Origin of the sequence: Methylobacterium sp. OAE515 (assembly GCF_041806315.1) — a bacterium.
GTDB lineage: Bacteria > Pseudomonadota > Alphaproteobacteria > Rhizobiales > Beijerinckiaceae > Methylobacterium > Methylobacterium tardum.
Genome location: NZ_JBGMUV010000001.1, coordinates 2830206 through 2848415 on the forward strand (window position 1 = coordinate 2830206; position 18210 = coordinate 2848415).

Below are 18210 nucleotides of genomic sequence, written 5' to 3' on the forward strand. Positions count from 1 at the left end.
CATGCCGTCCTCACATGGAGGTCCTGTCAGTGCCGGAAGCTTGTCCCTGGAAGCAGCTTGCGCCCTGCGTCGAGCAACTCGCGGATCTTCTGTGTCGCGTGCAAGATGATGTCCGGTCGGGCGACATCGTCGGAGTGTTCGGCCAAGAAGCTCTGCGTCGCTTCTGCAATCCGAACCTCAATCTGATCCATCACGGCAAGCCCTCTCGCCCCCTCACAGCCCAGGTAAGCATCTGCAAGCATCAGGTACGCCGCGCTTGCGAGGAGAAAAGCAATCCCGTTTGCCTCCTGTGCTGCGGCAGAAGACAATCCATCCTCGGGAGAAGGGTCGTCCGGCAAATCGTTTGCCATCTCTTCCTGACCCGCATCTACCTGGCCTTCCGCAGCGTCGCAGGTGTCGTCCTGCGCGCAACATTTCAAACTGCGTACTCTCGTGTGAAACGACATGTGAGTACTGATCGTGCACAGATATTCAGCGGACATGTGCAGTTTTCGACAGTATTTCCGTCGCTGGCAGGAGGGCGTCCTGCCCTCGCAGCGGGAGGCGCCCGTGGCTGAGAACAGCGCGATCTCCTGGACGACGCACACCTTCAACCCCTGGATGGGCTGCACGAAGGTCTCGATCGCTTGTGCGGGGTGCTACGCCGAGGCGCTGATGGACACCCGCTACGGCAAGGTGTCCTGGGGCGCGGGTGAGGACCGCGTGCGCACGTCGGCCGCGAACTGGCGGCAGCCCCTGCGCTGGAATCGGCAGGCGGCCGAAACCGGGACCCGACCCTTCGTCTTCTGCGCCTCGTTGGCCGACGTGTTCGACAATGAGGTGGATCCGGCATGGCGCCGGGACCTGTTCGCTCTGATCGAGGCGACGCCGCATCTCGTCTGGCTGCTGCTGACGAAGCGCATCGGCAACGTGCTGCGAATGACCGATCCGGGGCGCGGCAATCCGGTCCTTCCGGCCAATGCCGCGGTCGGCGCCACGATGGCGAACCAGGAGGAATACGACCGAGACCGGATGAAGCTGTGGGCGGTGAAGCAGGACCGCAATCCGCTCTTCACCTTCGGCAGTTTCGAGCCGCTGCTCGGCTTGGTGATCCTCGACAAGCACGCGCCCGACTGGATCATCACCGGCGGCGAGACGCATCAGGGCCAGCATCGCGCCCGGCCGAGCCACCCGAACTGGTTTCGAGGCTTGCGCGACCAGAGCGCTGCATTCGGCCGCGTCTACCACCACAAGCAGAACGGTGAATGGGCACCCCGTGGCGCGAAGAGCATCGTCTTCCCGGATGCTTACGCGGCGCCCTGCATCAAGCTCACCGACCTCGGCGAGGACGACTCGCGGTTCGGGGCCGGCAACGAGCCTGTGTGGATGCAGCTCATCGGCAAGAAGGCCGCCGGACGCCTCCTCGACGGCGTCGAGCACAACGGCATGCCGGAGGTGGCGAGATGACTGCGAGATCCTATTGGCTCATCACGGTCGAAGACGGCCAGGAGTTGGTCTTCCACGATGTCGTTTCGTGCGGACACCTCACCGAGAAGGCTGTCGCCCGGCTGCTGCAACGGCTTGTCTGCAGATACGGTCTCTCCGCCGAGGAGATCGTTTCAGCAACGGTAGCTCGCAGAAGCAAGAGGAGGACGGAGCGCTTCCTGCTTCGCCGCGAGCAAGGGCACGGCCGGGGAGAGGCGCGGTACACGCTTTCGATGGGCGATTGGCCAATCGTTTCCGCCAGCATCTTGACCGAGGACGAGCTGCGGTCGCGCGGCCTCTGGAAGGAGGCCTGATCATGGTCGCCTACAGCTTCAAGAAGCAGTTCGGTCCGCCGATCCTGGCCGGCACGAAGGCTCAGACGATCCGGGCCGACCGGAAGCGCCACGCCCGGCCGGGCGAGATGGTGCAGCTCTTCACCGGCATGCGGACGCGGCAGTGCCGACGTCTCGGCGAGAGCCAGTGCGTCGAGGTACTGCCGGTGCGATTGGTGTTCTCCAAGCGCGCCGCCGCCGAGCTGATGCAGGTCGGCGAACGCTACCTCATCACCAGCGGCCAGATGGACGCTTTCGCCCAGGCGGACGGGTTCGCGGACCTTGAGGCCATGGCCCGGTTCTGGTGGGCCGAGCATCCGCCCGAGGGCGGCAACATCCTCACCTTCGAGGGCGCCCTGATCCGCTGGCAGCCGCTCACCCCGGCCGACGCGCTCGACATCGCGGGGGCGGCATGAGCGCGGTCTATCGACGTCGGCTGCTCGGCACGACGCTGCCGGTCGCGATGGATCGGCCGTTGATCCTCAACACGAGCATGGCGCCCAGCAGGCCACCGCCTACGGGCGCCGAGATCCTTGAGGCTTGCAAGAAGCTGATGTCCAAGCCGCGCCCTCGCTGGGTTGGCGGAGGGTCCGGCATTCGGATCGAAGTCGACCGGGCTATGCCCAACGGCTGGTTCGGCCTGCGCCAGCCCAATGAGCCGGCGGCCTATGCCGGACCGCTGCCGATCTCGTCGTTCCAAATCTTCTACCGGGGTGGAGACGTCGTGCGTCTGTCGCCCCGGAACGCCGAGCAGCTCGCCCGAGGGCTGAAGGAGCAGGGAGGGGGCCAGTCATGACCGAACGCCTGCCGGTGCCGAGCCGCCTCGCCGCGGCCTTCGACGGCCGCACGACCCTCACCCTCCAGGAGACCGCACGCGCCCTAGAGATGGACCAGAAGACCCTCCGCCGCGAGGTCGATCGCGGCCGGATCAAATACGTCTTGCGAGGGTCCGGGGAGAAGCGGAAGCTCCGCCGATTTCTGCTCAGCGACCTGCTCGATTACCTTCACGATCAGAGGCGATCGGAATGTCCGTCTACAAGCGTCCCGACGCGTCGGCCTACTGGTGCGAGTTTTGGATCGAAGGTGACCGATATCGCCTCTCTACGGGCCAGACTGAGCGGCGTGCCGCGCAGCTCACTGAAAAGCAGCTGAAGGCCGAGGCCAAGGCAAACCGGGCGGCGGTCAAGAAGCAGCGCCAGGAATGGGGTGGCAAGGAACCGCCCAGCATGGCGGTGGTGGTGGCGCTCTACTGGGAAGAGGTCGGCATGCACCACGCGGTACCGGCGACGACGTGGCGGTCCCTGGAGTGGATCATGGACCACTTCGGCGAGGATACGCTGCTCACCGAGATCACCGGCCAGAAGATCGCCCAGATGGTCGCGCGCCGCCGCGGGATCCGCGTGGTGCGGGACAAGGACACTCGGCGCCTGCGCGAGATCCCGTCCGACACGGTCCAGAACGCGACGGTGAACCGGTACGCGGTCGATCCGCTCCGCAAGCTCTTCCTGCGCGCCCGGGACGTCTGGGGCTACCCGGTCATGTCTCCGAAGTGGGGCGATTTCCGGCTCCGCGAGCCCGAGGAGCGCGTGCGCGAGGCCGGTCTCGACGAGGAGGCGCGGATCATCGAGGCGCTCGGCCCCGATTACGGCCGGCTGTTCCGGTTCATGATCGCCACCGGCTGCCGGGCGCAGGGCGCGCTCCTGACCTGGGCACAGGTCGACCGGCTCAGCATGCTGCTGCGCGTGAAGAACAAGGGCAAGGACGGGCAGGCCCGGTTCTACACGATGCCGCTCACCCCACGGCAGCTGGCGATCGTCGACGAGGCCGTCGGCCACCACCCCACCCACGTGTTCACGTACACCGAGGCGCGGCCGGGCAGGGGGCCTGACGGAAAGCCGCTTGAACCGAAGCGGCACCCGATCACCGACAACGGGTTCAAGTCGCACTGGCGACGCCACGTCCGGGAGGCTGGCATCGCCGAGGGCTTCCGCCGCCACGACACCCGGCACACCATGGGCACGCGGCTCGTCCGGGCGACCGGGAACCTGAAGCTCGCCCAGAAGCAGCTCGGGCATTCCCGCATCGAGACGACGATGCGTTACGCCCACGTTCTGGTCGAGGATATCCGTGCCGGCGTCGAGGCCATGGAAGAGGCCCAGATCGCAAAGAACAACCACGTTTCCCACCCACGGCGCGCGCGGAAGTAGAGTAAACCTCTGATCTAAATAGCATTATTCTCGGCGGATCTTGTTCTGGGGGACTAGGGGTCGTGGGTTCGAATCCCGCCACTCCGACCATTTTTCCGCAGCGGCAATGAGCTAGACAGGGCAGCCCTCGGGCTGCCTTTCTCATGTCTGGCGGCGGGGGTTCGGCCGGGGCGCAAATTTCTCCGATGTCGATCCCGCGTTGGGCACTCGAACGGCCGCCGGAACTCTTGCAGCGAAGCGCTGCCGTCCCAGCCTCACGACGCGGCAACCAGCCACCGCAGAGCGGATCTGCGCGCTCCATCGTCTGATGAATCCCGCTTGGCTCCTGGAAGCGTCGGCGTGACCCCGACTGACATGTGATGATCTGTCAGGATGCGGTTCAGGACAGCGGGAGACTCAATCAGGTCCTCACCGATGGCCAAGACGACGGAAGGCGCCACCTGTTCACAGGGAACTTCGCGTTCGCCGGAACGTGGGATGCTTCCTTGGCATTCGACCTCCGATCACGGAGGCGACGATGACTGAGAAGAAGGGCCACGGCAGCGCGACGGCCAAGAAGGCAAACGCGAAGGCCAAAAAGGAAGGCAAGTCCAACCCGCGTACATCTTCATCGGCGCAGGCCGAGCTCGGGAAGAAGGGCGGCAAGAGCAAGTGAATACGGCCAGGCAGGCCAGCTGATCGCGCGATCCCAGCGCTACAAACCCTCGGGTGGAGCCGACCGCACGTCGCCTGAGGCTCACCGGACGATCGGATCGCCCGCTCGGCAGGCTGGACGCGCCTTGATGGTGCGAAGCGGAGCGCGCGTGGCCCGCCGCACGCTCACCCGCGTCGGATGCGCCAGACCTTCAGCGCCGACCCGCCCGGCATATCGTTGATTGGATCGAGCCAATTCGGGGTTGCCTGGCTGCCGCGGGCGAGGCCCGTGGCGAAAGGTTCGGGCTTGTCCGGACCTCTCGACTCGAGCGCGAGCGTGCACAACACGAGGTAGTCGGCGCCACGGTCCCGGGCGACTGTCCTCAAGACCGCCTCCGAGCCCTCGGATGCCTCAATCGCAGCGCGCAGCCCGACGAGGTTGCGATGGTAGGGCGCGGCGACGATCGAATGCCCGGTCCTGAGGAGGATGGCCGGCCCCAGGTCGATCTGGCTCAGCACCAGCCCCGACGGCAGCCGGCCGAGGGCGGCGAGCGCGGTCGGATCGGTGCAGGTCGTCCAACTTCCCGTGATCGCCGGTTGCGCGCCAGGCGCCGCGATGCGCGTCGGCAGTTCGACACCGATCGCCCAGACCTTGCCCATCATGGTCAAGGGAAGCGCCAGGACCATCAGCCGCCGCAGAACGGTCGCGGGTTCCCGGACGATGCGCATGGCGCGGTCGAGCGCGAGCGCGGCCATCAGCGGCACGAAGGCACCCGCGACATACATGCCGCGCACCTGGATCAGCGCGACCAGCGTGCCCGGCCACATCACCGTCGCGACCGCGAGGAAGAACCGGCGCCGTTCGGGCTCCGGCACGCGGATAGCCATGACGGTTGCGTAGAGCGCGGCCGCGATCAGCGGCACGATGTTGGCCAACGCCACGTCCGGCTCGCCGCGCAGGACCTGCAGGAACGAACGCATCTCGTCGACTTGCTGCAGCCAGGACGTGCGCACGAGCGCGTCCATGCCGGCAAACGGCCCGGCGAGGCAGGCCGGCGCGACCAGAACGAAACCGGCCGCCACGGCGGCCCCCACGACAGCCGCGACGATCAGACGCCCGTTCCGGTTCAGGCCGAGCCTTTCCGCCGCGAGGGCGGCGACGCCGGTGAAGGCGCCTCCGGCCGCCAGCAGGAGCCAGGGTGGCGAGAGCGCATCGCAGGCCGGGACGGTCCATGATGCCGGCGCCGTCTGCACGCCGAACAGCAGGACGCTCGACGCGAGGAGCCCGGTCCCGAAGCCCGCAAGCCTGCCGGACGCACCGGCGCCGTGGAGCACCCAATCGGCGACGACGAACAGCCCTGCAGCGGCGATGACCGGCAGGGTCTCGAGCCCGATCGCGAGCGACAGGCCGGCCACGAGACCGGCGGCGAGGCCGTGCCTGACGGGCCGGTCCGAACGCGCCAGGGCGAGGGCGACAGCCAGCACGGCGCAGAGCTGCGCGTTGTGGTGATCGATCCGCCCGAAGCGGAAGGTGTTCAGGAAGACGCCGGTCTGCGGCGCGATGAACAGGGTCAGCAGGGCCGGGCGCCACCCGAACAGCCGGTGCATGCCGAGATAGGCCAGCGCGCCGTAGAGCGCGAAGAGCATCAGCGGCCAGAGTGCGGCGACGGCCGGCTCGGCGAGTTCGCGCCCGAGCAGGGGCGTGAGCGCCAGGATGAGCGCGGCGAGCGGCAGATCGATCAGGCGGGACCAGTGCGAGGCGATGCCGGCCGGCGGCAGCATGCGGTGCTGCACGGGATCGAACCAGCCCTGGCCGGCCAGAAGGTCGCGCACGCCGACGAGGCGCATCATGTCGTCGGTATCGGGCAGGCGCAGCCCGTCGAAGACGGGAATGAGATTGCGCGGATCGTACAGGCCGAAGAGCGCGACGAGGACGAGCATCCCGATCAGCAGCCGGCTCTCGAACGGCGAGCGCCCCGCCTCCGCGCGGCGGACCGAGAGAGTTTCGACGAGGCTGGTCATGCGAGGATCCTGGACGCCCCGGCAAAGTGGCAGGATGCGCTTACCGTCGCGTGAAGCGGCCGCTCGGATCGACCGACGCTCCTAATGCCCGGCCCGCGCGGCATCGACGAAGCGGCAGATATCCTTCGCGACCGAGGCGTGCAGGCTGAACGGGAGGCTGAGAGCCTCGACCATGTCGCCGTGACCGAGGCCCGGGTAGATGCGCACCTGCTGAGTCCCCGCGGATCGCTGGAGCTTCTCCGCGAGCGCGACCGTTCCGGAGGGCTTCACGTCGCGATCGGCGGCTCCCGTGAGCAGCAACATGGCCGGGTGCGGGCCGGCGGCGTGGTTGACCGGCTGCAAGGCCTGATCGCTGCCCGCGAAGACCTGCCTGTCCTGTGGGTCGGTCAGCGCGGCCACCGCGTAGGGTCCGGACAGCCCGACGATGCCCGCGAGGGCCTCCGGGCTGGTGCCGGCCCGCTCCAGCCACGCCGCATCCAATCCCAGCATCGCGGCGGCCCAGGCGCCGGAGGAATGACCGACGATGACGACACGGTGGGGATCACCCGCGAACTCCGCCGCGTGCGCGAGCGTCCAGGCGACGGCGGCGGCGTTGTCGTTCAGGATATCCGGCAGGCTCGCCGCCGGGACATGCCGGTATTCCGGAATGACCGTGACGAAACCGCGTCGCGCGAAGGCGGCGCCGACATAGGCGACATCCTCCTTGGACCCGCTCCGCCAGCCGCCTCCGTAGAGGAACACCACGACCGGGTGCGGGCCAGGCCCGCTCGGCCGGTAGATGTCGGCCTGATGGGACGCCCCCGCCGCGTAGGCGCGCCCCTTGTCCACCTGCACCTCGAGGGGCGCGAGCAGGTTCAGAATCAGCAGCGTCAGGCTGACGGCCGTCTCCGACACGAGGCTCAACATCGGCCGATCATCCGCTGCTGCACGTCACGCGGCAAAGCCGGATCTCCCGCTTCCGATCAGGACGGGGCTCATGTCCGGGCCAACGCGTCGAGTCGAATTTCGGAGACGGCGGTGGCCGGCCGTGCCGCCGGGACACGCCGCACGGCATGCAGCAACTCGCGCAGCTGCGCCGCAAGCAGGGCCTGCGCCTCGGGCGAGCCGAGATTGTGGTCCGCACCCGCCACGACCGTCACCGGCGCGCCGAGACGCCGGTCGGCCCGACCGGGAAAGCGTCCCAGGTGGCGGCGCGCGGCGATCAGACCGGGATCGCCCGCGCTGTAGAGCAGGCGGATTTCGGCGCCCCGGCGCCGGATCGCGGCGACGCGCCGGGCGACGGAGCCGCCCGGATTGATCGGGTGCCAGGCGCGGCGAACCCGCCGGAGCGCCGCGTCGAACCCGCGCCGCGCCAGAGCCTCGGCGATCGGCCGGACATGGATCTCGCCCCGGAGCAGGCGCCGCCAGGTCGAGCCCTGGGTCAGAAGCCCCGCATAGGTGGAGGCGCTTCCGAACGTCTGGCGGATCACGCGGTCGAGATCCTGCTCCGGGTCCCAGTCGAAGCAGTAGAGGTTGATGAGGAGGGCGCCGTCGATCCGCGGGTCCCTGCAGAGGGCCTGGAACACCGCGTAGGCACCGCTGCACCCGCCCATGAGCGCGATGGGGGCGCCGGTATCGGCGATCTGGTCGACGGCCGCGGCGATGTCGGCGAACCCGTCCGGGGCGAAAAGCGGATTGCGTCCATCCGGACGATCCGCGCTGTCGCCGATCCCACTCAAATCGAAGCGGAGCGAGGCGACGCCCTCGGCGGCCAGGCTCCGGGCGAGCGTCGTGGTCTGGCGCCCCCAACCGGAATGGACGCTCATGCCGGTCGAGACGAACAGGACCGCCGGCGCACCCGTCTCGCGCACGCGCGGCCTGCACCGGATGCCGAACAGGCCCGGTCCGAACCGGATGGGCTCCTCGTCCCAGGCGGAGCCCGCGAGGCGCGCCGGGGGAGGGGATGGCGCGGCGGCCGCCGCCATGGCCATCCCGTCGGTCGCGAAGCTTGTAACGCGCGCGAAATCGGTAGCCGGGACGGTGGCGAAGATCGGATCGCCGACCAATTGGGCCAGCCCCGGAAACGGACCCGTCACGACGTCGCAACCTAGGGCGCCGAGGCGGGTGGCAAGCGCCTTCGTCTCGGCAGCGAGCAGGAGCACTCGCGGCGCCGGCGGATGGTCGATCCGGGCGAGATTCAGGTCGGCGAGGTCGGCCAGGAACGCGGCCTCCATGCGGAAGCCGCCGATCGTCAGCGTGTCGGCTTCCACGGGCGGGTTCGATCCGTCCGGCAGGCGGCCGATCGTCTGGGCGCGCAGACGCATCTCCCGCAGGTAAGCGCGCCCGGTCGTCACGGGCGCCAGCAGAACGAGCCGCTCAACCGATTCCGTTTCTGCCGCCAGTGCCGCGAGGGTCGCGCCGAAGCGAAGGCCGACCAGCGCGACCTCCGTGACCCCGGTCGTATGGCGCAGAAACCGGATGCCCTGGCGGATCGCCGCGACGCAGGAGGCGACACGCGCCTCGTCTTGATCGGCCGAGTTGCCCTCGCCGGGGTAGTCGAACCGCAGCGTCGGGCAGCCCGCGCTCGCGAGCGCGTCGGCAAGCACCCGCCAGGGCCGGTGGGCAGCCATCTGCTCGAACCCGTAGGCGCCGCAGAGCACGACGCCGCGCCGACCGGCCGCCGGATGAAGCCAGCCGAAGAGGCCGTCGAATGTCACCGGCTGCGGCGCGCGCGGGCCGGATGGCGCGGTCACGTCTCGAAACTCAGGGGTCGTGATCTCAGGCGTCATGGCCGAATTCCACGATCTCGTTGCTGTTGAGAGCCCGGACGCTGCCGCGCGGCAGCCGGTCGACGCCGGGGAACGCGATGGTCCGCGTCGTGCCCGGCGCGAGATGAAAGCCGTTGTCGGCGGCGCGCGCGCCGGGTGCGCGGATCTGCACCGCGAAGGCCAGACGCGCCGTCGCGATGCGCAGCGCCGGACCGTCCGCTGTGATCGCGGGCTCGGCCGTGAGACCGATATCCTCGCGGGTACTCGGGCGCGGGCCGAGGAAGTGGAAGCCTTCCGCCACGATTGTCCCGTCAGGCTCGCTGAGCCGTGCGTGGGCCAGGTCGTGGATCCGCTGTCCAAATCGATAACTGTCCGTCGCGTCGAAGAAGCGGCCGAGAAGGTCCGCGGACGACAGCGTCAGCGCCGCATGGCCGTCCAGCGCAAGGTCGCGCTCGGCCCGGGCCGCGACGCGGCCGCCGACGTCGCAGAAGGTCAGCACCAGGGTCAGCGCACGCGCCGTGGGCGTCTCGTTGACGACGTGGAGGTGGAGGCCGTCCAGCCCCTCGTCGGTGAGGGAGACCTGCACGGGCCGGAAGGCGCGCTTCAGGGCGTACCACACCGATTTCGGGCGCCGCGCCCAATCGATGACGCCCCAGCCCGCGCCCGGTCCGAGATCGCTCAAGGACAGGACGAGGCCGCCCGCCGTCGGCGCGCGTGGCCGGCGCCACTCCGCGAAGGTCGCCTCCATCACCTCGGCGACGGCCGCTTGGCCGAGCTCGAGGTAGCGGTCCGGATCGCCCGTGCGCAGCCCGGCCGGATCGACGCCGAAGAGGCGGTCGACGTAGTGGTCGCGCACGGTCTCGAAATCCCAGTCGGCGCCGCGGTCGCGGGGGATGCCGGCCGCCCATCGCGGATCGGCCGGCCCGACCGGACCCGGGGTCTCGGGATCGGAGGGGTTCGAGAAGGCCAAGCACTCGCTGGCGAAGCCCACCTCCGCGCGACGGGCATCCTCCAGGGGCCGGCGATAGGCGCCGACGCCGAAATAGTGAGTGCAGCCCGCGCGCGGCAGGAACGGCAACGCACCGCCGGACGGCGAATTGGGCACGATCACGAGGTCTGGCCGTGTCGCCGCCGCCAGCGCCGGCAGGGTGGTCTCGCAGAACGCGTCGGCCCAGACGGCACGCGGCGCGCCGAGCATCGCGGCCTGCTGCCAGACCTCGCTGCCGCCGCAGAGCACGCAGAGCGACGGCGCAGTCTGGGTCCGGTCGAGGAAGCCCGTTACCTCCCGGGTCAGACGGGCGGCGAAGTCCGGATCATCGTGCGGATAGTCGAAATTGGCCAGCATCAGATCCTGCCAGACCAGGATGCCGGCCTCGTCGCAGAGATCGTAGAAGTCGGTCGACGGATAGAGCGTCGTGCCGGGGACACGCAGCATGTTCATGCCGGCCTCGCGGGCCAGCCCGAGCAGCGTCCGGGTTCCGTCCGTGCCGAGACCGACGAGGTCCGGCGGCGTCCAGGTGGCGCCGCGGCAGAATACCGGTACGCCGTTTACCGCGAGCGACAGGCCCTGCTCGAAAGGCCGGGTCAGCGACAGCGATCGGAACCCGACCCGCCCGAGATCGAACAGCGCGTCGTCGACGCGCGCCGCGACCGGATGCAGATGCGGCGTGCCATGCGTGTGCGGCCACCACGGCGCGACGCCGGGCAGCTCCAGCTCGCCGGTGAACAAGCCCGGCTCGGTCTCGACGAGCGTCACTTCGCGACCGTCGCACAGGAGGCTTGCGGAGGCGCCGCCACCGTCGATCCGCAGGCGCGCGACGAGGCGGCCGGTCCCGTCCTGGAGGTCGGCACGGAGATCGGCCTCCGCGAGACCGGGGCGGACAGGCTCCAGGGTGATCGGCCGATAGGGTCCGACGAGGTCGATCTCCGGGCACCAGCCCGGCATGAACCCGAGCGCGCTGGTGCGCACGTGGCGGAGCGATCCGGGCGTGATCATCCGCGGTCGCCAGCGTCCGCGCTTGGCCGGGCGGTCGAGCTCCGCGCGGAGCGACCGGAAGCAGATCGCGAGCTCGGCCGCGCCGTCGAGGTCGATCGCGACGGAATGCGCCTCGAACATCGAGCGGCTGCACAGGATCGGCACGCCGTCGAGCCAGATTTCGGCCAGCGTCGCCAGACCCTCGAAGGCGAGGCGGAACCGGCCGACACCCTGAAGGCGGGTCCGGTACCAGAGGTCGCGGTCGTGGATCGGCTCCGGCGCCGTCTCGGTCCAGCGCCCGGCCGCGCGCAGAGCCGATGCCGCGGTGCCGGGGATTTCGGCCGCGATCCAGTCAGTGAGGCCGCCAAGGTCGCGGGTGTCCGTGTAGGCGCCGGGCGGCGTCACGGCGAGCTGCCAGGGTCCGTTCGGAACCTGGGGCACGCGGCCGTCGACGCTGCGGATGCGGGCCATCGGCGTCCCTAGCGGCCGAGCGCCCGGTCGAGCAGCGCGAACACGCGGGCGTAGGTCTCGGCGGGGCGATCGAGGCGCGGCGCCAGCCCTGCGGCGCTGCGGCGGTGGAAGGCCCGCGCAAGCTGGAACTGGAACGCCTTGGCCTCGCGGCTCAGGTCGGCGGCGGCCTCCGCGGCGGGTGCAAAGTCGCCGGCGCCGCTTTCGCCGAGCCACGCGAGGTGGCTCGCGAGCATCTCGAAATTCGCGCCGAGCTGGCGGGTCGTGTTGAACGCGTAGGCGTGGAACACGCTGAGCGGCCGGCAGACCAGCCCTTCGGCCGTGGCGGCGAGGGCGTCGCGGAATGCCAGGACCGGGTTCTGCCGGGGTGCGCGGGCGCGGTGCCGGACGAGAAGGTCGAGGGCCGCGGCCGGCAGCTCGGCGGCCCTGAGGGGTTCGGCGACCACCTTCACGAACTCGGCGTAGGGCGGCAGCGTGGCGGGGCCGAAGATCCCGGCGTAATCCGCGCCCGAGAGCCGGAAACGGCCGGCATTGTGGAGGTAATCCAGCTTTCCGGCGGCCGGATCGAGCGCCAGGATGCCGATCGTCGTCTTGCCGTGGTCCCGACCGTAGGTCGTCCCGTGCGTATCGGGCAAGTAGATCGCGTCGACCTCGACCAGGACCGGCCGGCCCGCGCCCACCTGCATCAGCGCGTGGGCCTCGAGGTCCCGGTAGACCGCGAGTTCCAAGACCTCGAGCCCGTACAGGCGCTCGATGTCGCCGGGCGGCGGCTTGAAGAAAGTGAACTGGTCGCCCTCGAAATCCTGCCGCAGGGTGAAGCCCAGCATCGCCTCCGGCGCGAGTCCGCGGCCGTGCAGCAGCTCGATCCAGAGGTCGACGTAACAGTTCGTCTCGGGCCAGTCCCGGCCGGAATCGTGCAGCGGGTGCGGCACGTAGGGCGCCGCCGGCGCGAGCCCTGACGGCAGGCGAAGGGCGGCGGTCACGCCGTCAGCCCCACAGCGCGGTGCGCACCGGCTCGGGCCAGGCGGCGAGGTCGAGGCCGTGGTGACGCAGCAGCGCCAGGGTGATCCGCTCCAGGCCGAAGCCGACGCAGGCCGTGTGGGCGACGCCGCCATCGGCCTGGCGCAGCTCCCAGGTGCTGCCGAAATGGTCCTGGTGGTAGTTGAAGCTGAGGCAGGCGGTCGGCTTCTCGACGCTGTTGACCGGGACGTTCAGCTCGAACTTCAGACCTTGCGCCCGCTGGTTGTTGGCGAGCATCCGGCCGGCCCGGCCGAAGAACGGATCGTTGGCGGCGTCGATGGCCAGCGGCAGACCGAGGTCGCGCATCATCGCGGTGCCGCGCTCCAGCCAGGATTCGCGGAAGGCCAGAACCTGCTCGGGGCTGCCCATGCGCACGTATTCGCGCATCCGGAACAGCTGCATCCGGGTCGGCTCCAGCGAGGGCTCGCGCCGGAAGCAGTAGGATTGCAGGTCGAACAGGCGCCCCTCAGCCGGGAGCGGTCCCCGGGCGGCGGCGACGGGGTACAGGGGGTAGCAGGCGGCCGGCGTCAGCACGACGTCGGTGGCCTCCTGCTGGCCCGTCCAGTCCTGACCGGCCTCGACGCAGGCGAGGATCTCGGCATGGCCCGCGGAGTCGCCGCAGAAGCTGTGGACGGTGCCCGCGAGGTTCGGGAAACCTTTGAGATAGCCGCTCCGCTCGAAGGCTGGCCGGCTCATGCCCGGCGGAAAGCGCATCACCTCGGCGCCGTCCGCGGCGCCGATCCGGGTGATCAGCCGGTCCAGCGCCTCGACGACGCTCTCGAAGGCGCCGCTGCGGCCGTAGAGCCCGTCGACCCCGGTGCGGATCAGCAGGCCGTGATCGAACAGGCGGTCGAGGAAGGTCGGGCCGCCGGCCGGCGCGTCCTCGAGCAGGACTTCGCTGTGGGGAGAGGAGAACGATTCCATCACGCGCTCATGAGCTGGCCGCTGCCCTTCTGCACGAGCAGGAGCTTGGCGGTGTTGGCGAGGATGCGGTCGTTGCCGATCATCAGCGGAGCGGACAGGACGTCCCGCAACGGGCGGCCGAGACTGAAGGGCGTATCGTTCCGGTACCCGGCGAGCCCGACGATCGCGAGCGCGCAGCGCACGATGTCGACGGCCATGTCGGAGACGGTGACCTTCAGATTGTTGAGCATGACGCAGAAGCCGAGAGAGCCGATCGTGTCGGCATCCCCGTGCGCGTCCTCGAATTGGCGCAGGGCCGAGACGATGGTGCCGCGCATCGCCTGATGGGCGTTGGACACTTCCGCGAGGCGCAGGGCCGCCGGCGGGACCTGGCCGGGCCGGCGCCGCGCCTCCGCCTGCACGGACACGCGTGCCCGGTCGAGGGCGTAGGTCGCGATCCCGTACCAGACGCTGCTCCAGAGCAGGTGCGACGAGGCCAGCATCGACTGGGCGGCGATCTCCGCGAACGGCTTCGGCAGGATCTGCTCGACGGGAATGTCCCGGGCCTCCAGGCGGAAGCCCTCGCTGCAGGTCCCGCGCATGCCGAGCGTGTCCCACCCCCCGGTGCGCGTCAGCGCGATCTGGTCGGCGAAAAGCGCCACGAGCACCTGATCCGACGTCGCCGCGTCCGGGCTGCGCCGGGCCGTGGCGAGGATCAGGTCGGCCTGGGCCCCGTAGGAGATGACCGAGGCATCCTTGCCGAGCGCGAACACCTCGCCGGTCGTCTCGACCGCACAGAGGCTGTTGCGCAGGTCACCGCCGATGCCGGCCTCGGTGGTCGAGGAGGCGACGAGCAGCTGCTCGCGCGCGATCCGCTCCATCAGGCGGCAATGCCAGGCGCTGTCGAGCCCGTGGGTGACGAGGCTCGACACCTTGATGTGGTGCATGGCGAAGACCATCGCGGCCGCGCTGCAGGCTTGGCCGAGCGTGCTGCAGAGCTCGGCGATCTGCGTGAGCCCTGCGCCTTCACCACCGAACTGTCCCGGAATCTGAAGACCCAGAAGGCGCTCGGCCTTCAGGGCAGCGACTGCCTCCGCGGGGAAGCGGCCTTCGCGATCGACAGCGTCGGCGTGGCGCGCTGCCACCGCCGCCGCCCGCTCGGCACGCGCGGCCAGGGTGCTCATGCGGCTTCCCGATTGATCAAGGTGGCAACCGCGTCGCGGATCGACCGGATCGTCGAGAACGACTTGCGGTTCAGGAGCGCGTCGGGGAACTCGACCTCGAACCGCTCCTCGAGGGCCAGCATCAGCTGCACCGAGCCGAACGAGTCGAGCCCCATGTCGAACAGGCTGTCGTCCTCGGAGAGCTGATCGGCCCGTCCGGCGAAGGCTTCGGTCGACCCGAGGATCTCGCGAATGTCTTGGGTGATGTTCAAGGCGGATCTCCGTGCTTCGATTTAGGGCACACTATTGATTAGATTCTATCGACGTCAAATAAGCCGTTTGTTAATAGTAAATATGAACCCCCTCAGCGGGGCAGGAAACCGTGCCGGAGGCTGCCGGGCGGGGCAATGTCGGGCGAACCATATTCAGCGCCGACACCTTTCAAATGACTTTCGATGACGTGTTTTTGATTGTCTCTGCACAGAAATGGGCGCGCTTGCGCCTTGCAATGAATTGTATGGACTAATTCTTCAACGCAGGGTGGCGGCCTGTTCAGCACGTTTCCCGAGAATCCGTGACTTGTCGGGCCCCGGTCAGGCATGGTGCTGCGGTCTCGCCCGGGCCGGGTGGGTCGAGCCCCGCGGGTGGCCGCTGCGCATGATCTACAGTCTGCAAGTCCTGCGCGCCCTCGCGGCCTACCTCGTGTTCCTGCTGCACTTCAGCCTCTACGCGGGCCAGGTCCTGCCGCGGCCGGATCTCCTCGCCTTCTGCGCGGCCGGTGTGGACATCTTCTTCGTCCTGTCCGGCTTCATCATGTTCGTCAGCACGCACGGGCGTGCCGAGCGCCCCGGCGCGTTCCTGGTGCGGCGGGTGGCGCGCGTCGTCCCGGTCTACTGGCTGGTGACCGTCGGTCTCGCGCTCATGACACTGGTGGGCCTGAAGCCGGTCGGGATCGTTGAATTCCGGCCGGAATACCTGCTGCAGTCGCTGGCGTTCCTGCCCTTCTCACGGGGCGGATACATCGAACCGCTGAACTCGGTCGGATGGACGCTCAACTACGAGATGTTCTTCTACGCAGTCTTCGCGGGGCTGCTGCTGATCCGGACGTCCGCCCACCGGGTCCTGGCGGCGGCCGGCCTCTTTCTCGGGCTGATCCTGCTCGGACTCGTCCCGGTGCCGGGGATCTATTGGGCGTTCTACACGAAGCCGATCGTGATCGAATTCGCGTTCGGCATCGGGCTCGGCTACGCATATCAGCGCCTGGGCTCCTTGCCCGCCGGGTTCCCCGTCCGGCGCGTCGCCAGCCTGGCCGTCCTCGCAGCCGCGCTTCTGCTTCTCGGCGGGCAGGGGGGCGCCTACGCCCTGGGCGTCAGCCCCGAGCTTCAGGGCTTCTACAGGCCCCTGGTCTGGGGATCCGCGGCGGTCCTGATCGTGGGCGCGATGCTCCTGCTGGAGCGTGCCGGAATCGTGTTGCGTGCGCGCTGGTTGTTCACGCAGGGCAACGCCAGCTACGCGTTCTACCTGATCCACAACGTGCTGCTGCATACCGCCGCCAAGATCGTTCTGGCCTTGGTCACGCCGGGCATCCTCAGCGCCGCCCTGATCTTCGTCAGCGCGTTCGCGGCAGCGGCATTCCTCGGGGATCTGGTATTTCGGTTCGTCGAGGCACCCGGGAGCGTGGCCCTTCGACGGCGGTACGAGCGCTGGCACGAGCGGCGCATCGGTTCCGCAGCCCTGCCCGCCACGATCACCACCTGATCCGACGTCGGCGTCACGGACGCCGCGAATTCACTCGCGTCCTGCAGACATTCGCCGCGATAGGCCGGTTCCCGCGCGGACGAGAAGGGCCAGATCGCCCGGCCAAGACTGCTCTAAGGCCGAAATTTAACCTTAATCGAACGCTTAAATTAACACTACCATCGCGCTCTCTGACCCGATTGACATGGATCTGCAGATTTCAAGCCGCCGTTGACTTCTTTTTTAGCCCCCCGATCCCTAGTCTCTCTATGCAGACCGGCCAGAGACATCGACCGGTCTTGGACTCCGGGACGGAACCGCTTCTTCCAGCGTCCGGCATATCCACGAGGAAGCTGCGATGCGTGTCGCGATTGTTCACGACTGGCTCTATGTCGTCGGAGGCGCGGAGCGCGTCCTCGAGCAACTGCTGAAAATCTACCCCGGTGCGGACGTCTACGCGCTGTTCGATTTCCTGTCGGAAGAGGATCGGGCACGGCTCGGCTACGAGCAGGCGCGGACCAGCTTCATCCAGCGCATGCCCTTCGCGCGGACCCGGCACCGGAACTACCTGCCGCTGATGCCGCTCGCGATTGAGCAGTTCGATCTGGCCGGCTACGACCTCGTGATCTCGAGCAGCTACGCGGTGGCGAAAGGCGTCCTGACCGGGCCGGATCAGCTTCACGTCTCCTATGTCCACTCGCCGATGCGCTATGCCTGGGACCTGCAGCACACCTATCTGCGGGAAAGCGGCTGCGATGCCGGCATCAAGAGCGTGATCGCCCGCCTGATCCTGCACCAGATGCGCGTGTGGGACGTCCGCACGGCGGCCGGCCCGAACGCCATCGTGGCGAATTCGGCCTTCGTGGCGCGACGCATCCAGAAGGTCTACGGCCGCTCCGCCGAGGTGATCCACCCGCCCATCACCCTGTCGCGCCAGCGCTTCGAGGGGCCGCGCGGAAACCACTTCCTCGTCGCGAGCCGTCTCGTCCCCTACAAGAACGTCGAGGCGGTGGTCCGCGCCTTCGCGATGCTGCCCGACCTCGAGCTGGTCGTCGCCGGCACCGGCCCCGACGCTGCGCATCTGCGGGAAATCGCCGGTCCCAACGTCTCCTTCTCGGGCTTCGTCTCCGACGACGAGCTGCGCCATCTGATGGCCACGGCCCGCGCCTTCATCTTTGCGGCGGAGGAGGATTTCGGGATCATCGTGCTCGAAGCCTCGGCCGAGGGCACGCCGGTGCTTGCGCTCGGCCGCGGCGGTGCCCGAGAGACGGTGCAGGTGCGCGGCCCCCACCGCACCGGGATGTTCTTCGAGACGCCCGAACCGCAAGCCATCGCGGATTGCGTGCGCGGTTTCCTCCAGCAGGAGAGCCACTTCAGCCGCGAGGCGTGTCGCGCTCAGGCCGAGCTCTTCTCGGCTGATCTGTTCCGGATGCGGTTCTCGACCTTCGTCGACGAGCAGATGGCGGCCCACCGGGCCTCCTGCGAAACGCGGCCGCGCGTTCTGCCGCGCCTCGAAGCCGTGGGCTGAGGGCAGCGCCG

At 69.0% G+C, this 18210-nt stretch carries 18 protein-coding genes; 9 read left to right on the top strand and 9 right to left on the bottom strand.

The window, feature by feature from the left end:
• Window positions 1-26: 26 nt before the first annotated feature.
• A complete protein-coding gene (locus ABIE45_RS13960; RefSeq protein ID WP_373622342.1) occupies window positions 27-482 on the bottom strand; it encodes a hypothetical protein in 456 nt (151 codons plus the stop codon).
• Window positions 483-549: 67 nt separating this feature from the next.
• Here ABIE45_RS13960 and ABIE45_RS13965 point away from each other — a divergent pair, with 67 nt between their 5' ends.
• The 7 genes from ABIE45_RS13965 to ABIE45_RS13995 all read left to right on the top strand — a co-directional run bounded on the left by ABIE45_RS13965 (window position 550) and on the right by ABIE45_RS13995 (window position 4658).
• On the top strand, window positions 550-1446 hold the full coding sequence (locus ABIE45_RS13965) for a DUF5131 family protein (protein ID WP_192707263.1): 897 nt from the start codon (window positions 550-552) through the stop codon (window positions 1444-1446).
• A complete protein-coding gene (locus ABIE45_RS13970; RefSeq protein WP_192707264.1) occupies window positions 1443-1778 on the top strand; it encodes a hypothetical protein in 336 nt (111 codons plus the stop codon). Before ABIE45_RS13965 ends, ABIE45_RS13970 begins: the two co-directional genes overlap by 4 nt.
• A gap of 2 nt (window positions 1779-1780) precedes the next feature.
• Window positions 1781-2212, top strand: a complete 432-nt coding sequence (locus ABIE45_RS13975) for a hypothetical protein (RefSeq protein WP_192707265.1) — start codon at window positions 1781-1783, stop codon at window positions 2210-2212.
• Window positions 2209-2592 carry a hypothetical protein gene (locus ABIE45_RS13980; protein WP_192707266.1) on the top strand — a complete coding sequence of 128 codons (384 nt, stop codon included), beginning with the start codon at window positions 2209-2211 and terminating at the stop codon, window positions 2590-2592. The genes ABIE45_RS13975 and ABIE45_RS13980 overlap by 4 nt, the downstream gene beginning before the upstream one ends.
• Entirely contained in the window at window positions 2589-2948 is a 360-nt protein-coding gene (locus tag ABIE45_RS13985) for a helix-turn-helix domain-containing protein (RefSeq protein ID WP_373622343.1), read from the top strand. The genes ABIE45_RS13980 and ABIE45_RS13985 overlap by 4 nt, the downstream gene beginning before the upstream one ends.
• A 113-nt stretch (window positions 2949-3061) precedes the next feature.
• On the top strand, window positions 3062-4003 hold the full coding sequence (locus ABIE45_RS13990; RefSeq protein ID WP_373622877.1) for a tyrosine-type recombinase/integrase: 942 nt from the start codon (window positions 3062-3064) through the stop codon (window positions 4001-4003).
• A gap of 517 nt (window positions 4004-4520) precedes the next feature.
• Window positions 4521-4658 (top strand): hypothetical protein, encoded by a 138-nt coding sequence (locus ABIE45_RS13995; RefSeq protein ID WP_192707267.1) that lies wholly within the window; start codon window positions 4521-4523, stop codon window positions 4656-4658.
• A 164-nt stretch (window positions 4659-4822) separates the two neighbouring features.
• Here the strand turns inward: ABIE45_RS13995 and ABIE45_RS14000 are convergent, their stop codons facing one another.
• From ABIE45_RS14000 to ABIE45_RS14035, 8 genes are all read right to left on the bottom strand, one after another.
• Window positions 4823-6658, bottom strand: coding sequence for a hypothetical protein (locus ABIE45_RS14000; protein ID WP_192707268.1), 1836 nt, complete (start codon window positions 6656-6658; stop codon window positions 4823-4825).
• An 81-nt stretch (window positions 6659-6739) separates the two neighbouring features.
• Window positions 6740-7564, bottom strand: a complete 825-nt coding sequence (locus ABIE45_RS14005; protein ID WP_192707269.1) for an alpha/beta hydrolase — start codon at window positions 7562-7564, stop codon at window positions 6740-6742.
• A gap of 68 nt (window positions 7565-7632) precedes the next feature.
• A complete protein-coding gene (locus ABIE45_RS14010; protein WP_192707270.1) occupies window positions 7633-9426 on the bottom strand; it encodes an alpha/beta hydrolase in 1794 nt (597 codons plus the stop codon).
• Window positions 9416-11851, bottom strand: coding sequence for a glycoside hydrolase family 2 protein (locus tag ABIE45_RS14015; protein WP_192707271.1), 2436 nt, complete (start codon window positions 11849-11851; stop codon window positions 9416-9418). The genes ABIE45_RS14010 and ABIE45_RS14015 overlap by 11 nt, the downstream gene beginning before the upstream one ends.
• Before the next feature lie 8 nt (window positions 11852-11859).
• Complete coding sequence (locus ABIE45_RS14020) at window positions 11860-12831, bottom strand: DUF1839 family protein (RefSeq protein WP_192707272.1); 972 nt, start codon at window positions 12829-12831, stop codon at window positions 11860-11862.
• 4 nt (window positions 12832-12835) lie between these two features.
• Window positions 12836-13792 carry an amino acid--[acyl-carrier-protein] ligase gene (locus ABIE45_RS14025; RefSeq protein ID WP_373622344.1) on the bottom strand — a complete coding sequence of 319 codons (957 nt, stop codon included), beginning with the start codon at window positions 13790-13792 and terminating at the stop codon, window positions 12836-12838.
• Complete coding sequence (locus tag ABIE45_RS14030; RefSeq protein ID WP_192707273.1) at window positions 13792-14955, bottom strand: acyl-CoA dehydrogenase family protein; 1164 nt, start codon at window positions 14953-14955, stop codon at window positions 13792-13794. Before ABIE45_RS14030 ends, ABIE45_RS14025 begins: the two co-directional genes overlap by 1 nt.
• Window positions 14952-15206 (bottom strand): acyl carrier protein, encoded by a 255-nt coding sequence (locus ABIE45_RS14035; protein WP_192707274.1) that lies wholly within the window; start codon window positions 15204-15206, stop codon window positions 14952-14954. The genes ABIE45_RS14030 and ABIE45_RS14035 overlap by 4 nt, the downstream gene beginning before the upstream one ends.
• Before the next feature lie 385 nt (window positions 15207-15591).
• Between ABIE45_RS14035 and ABIE45_RS14040 the strand changes: the two genes are divergently transcribed.
• Both ABIE45_RS14040 and ABIE45_RS14045 read left to right on the top strand, forming a co-directional pair.
• Window positions 15592-16692 carry an acyltransferase gene (locus tag ABIE45_RS14040; RefSeq protein ID WP_192707275.1) on the top strand — a complete coding sequence of 367 codons (1101 nt, stop codon included), beginning with the start codon at window positions 15592-15594 and terminating at the stop codon, window positions 16690-16692.
• Window positions 16693-17029: 337 nt separating this feature from the next.
• The gene (locus ABIE45_RS14045) at window positions 17030-18199 is read left to right on the top strand and encodes a glycosyltransferase (protein ID WP_192707276.1); all 1170 of its coding nucleotides are present in this window, start codon (window positions 17030-17032) and stop codon (window positions 18197-18199) included.
• Window positions 18200-18210: the final 11 nt, after the last annotated feature.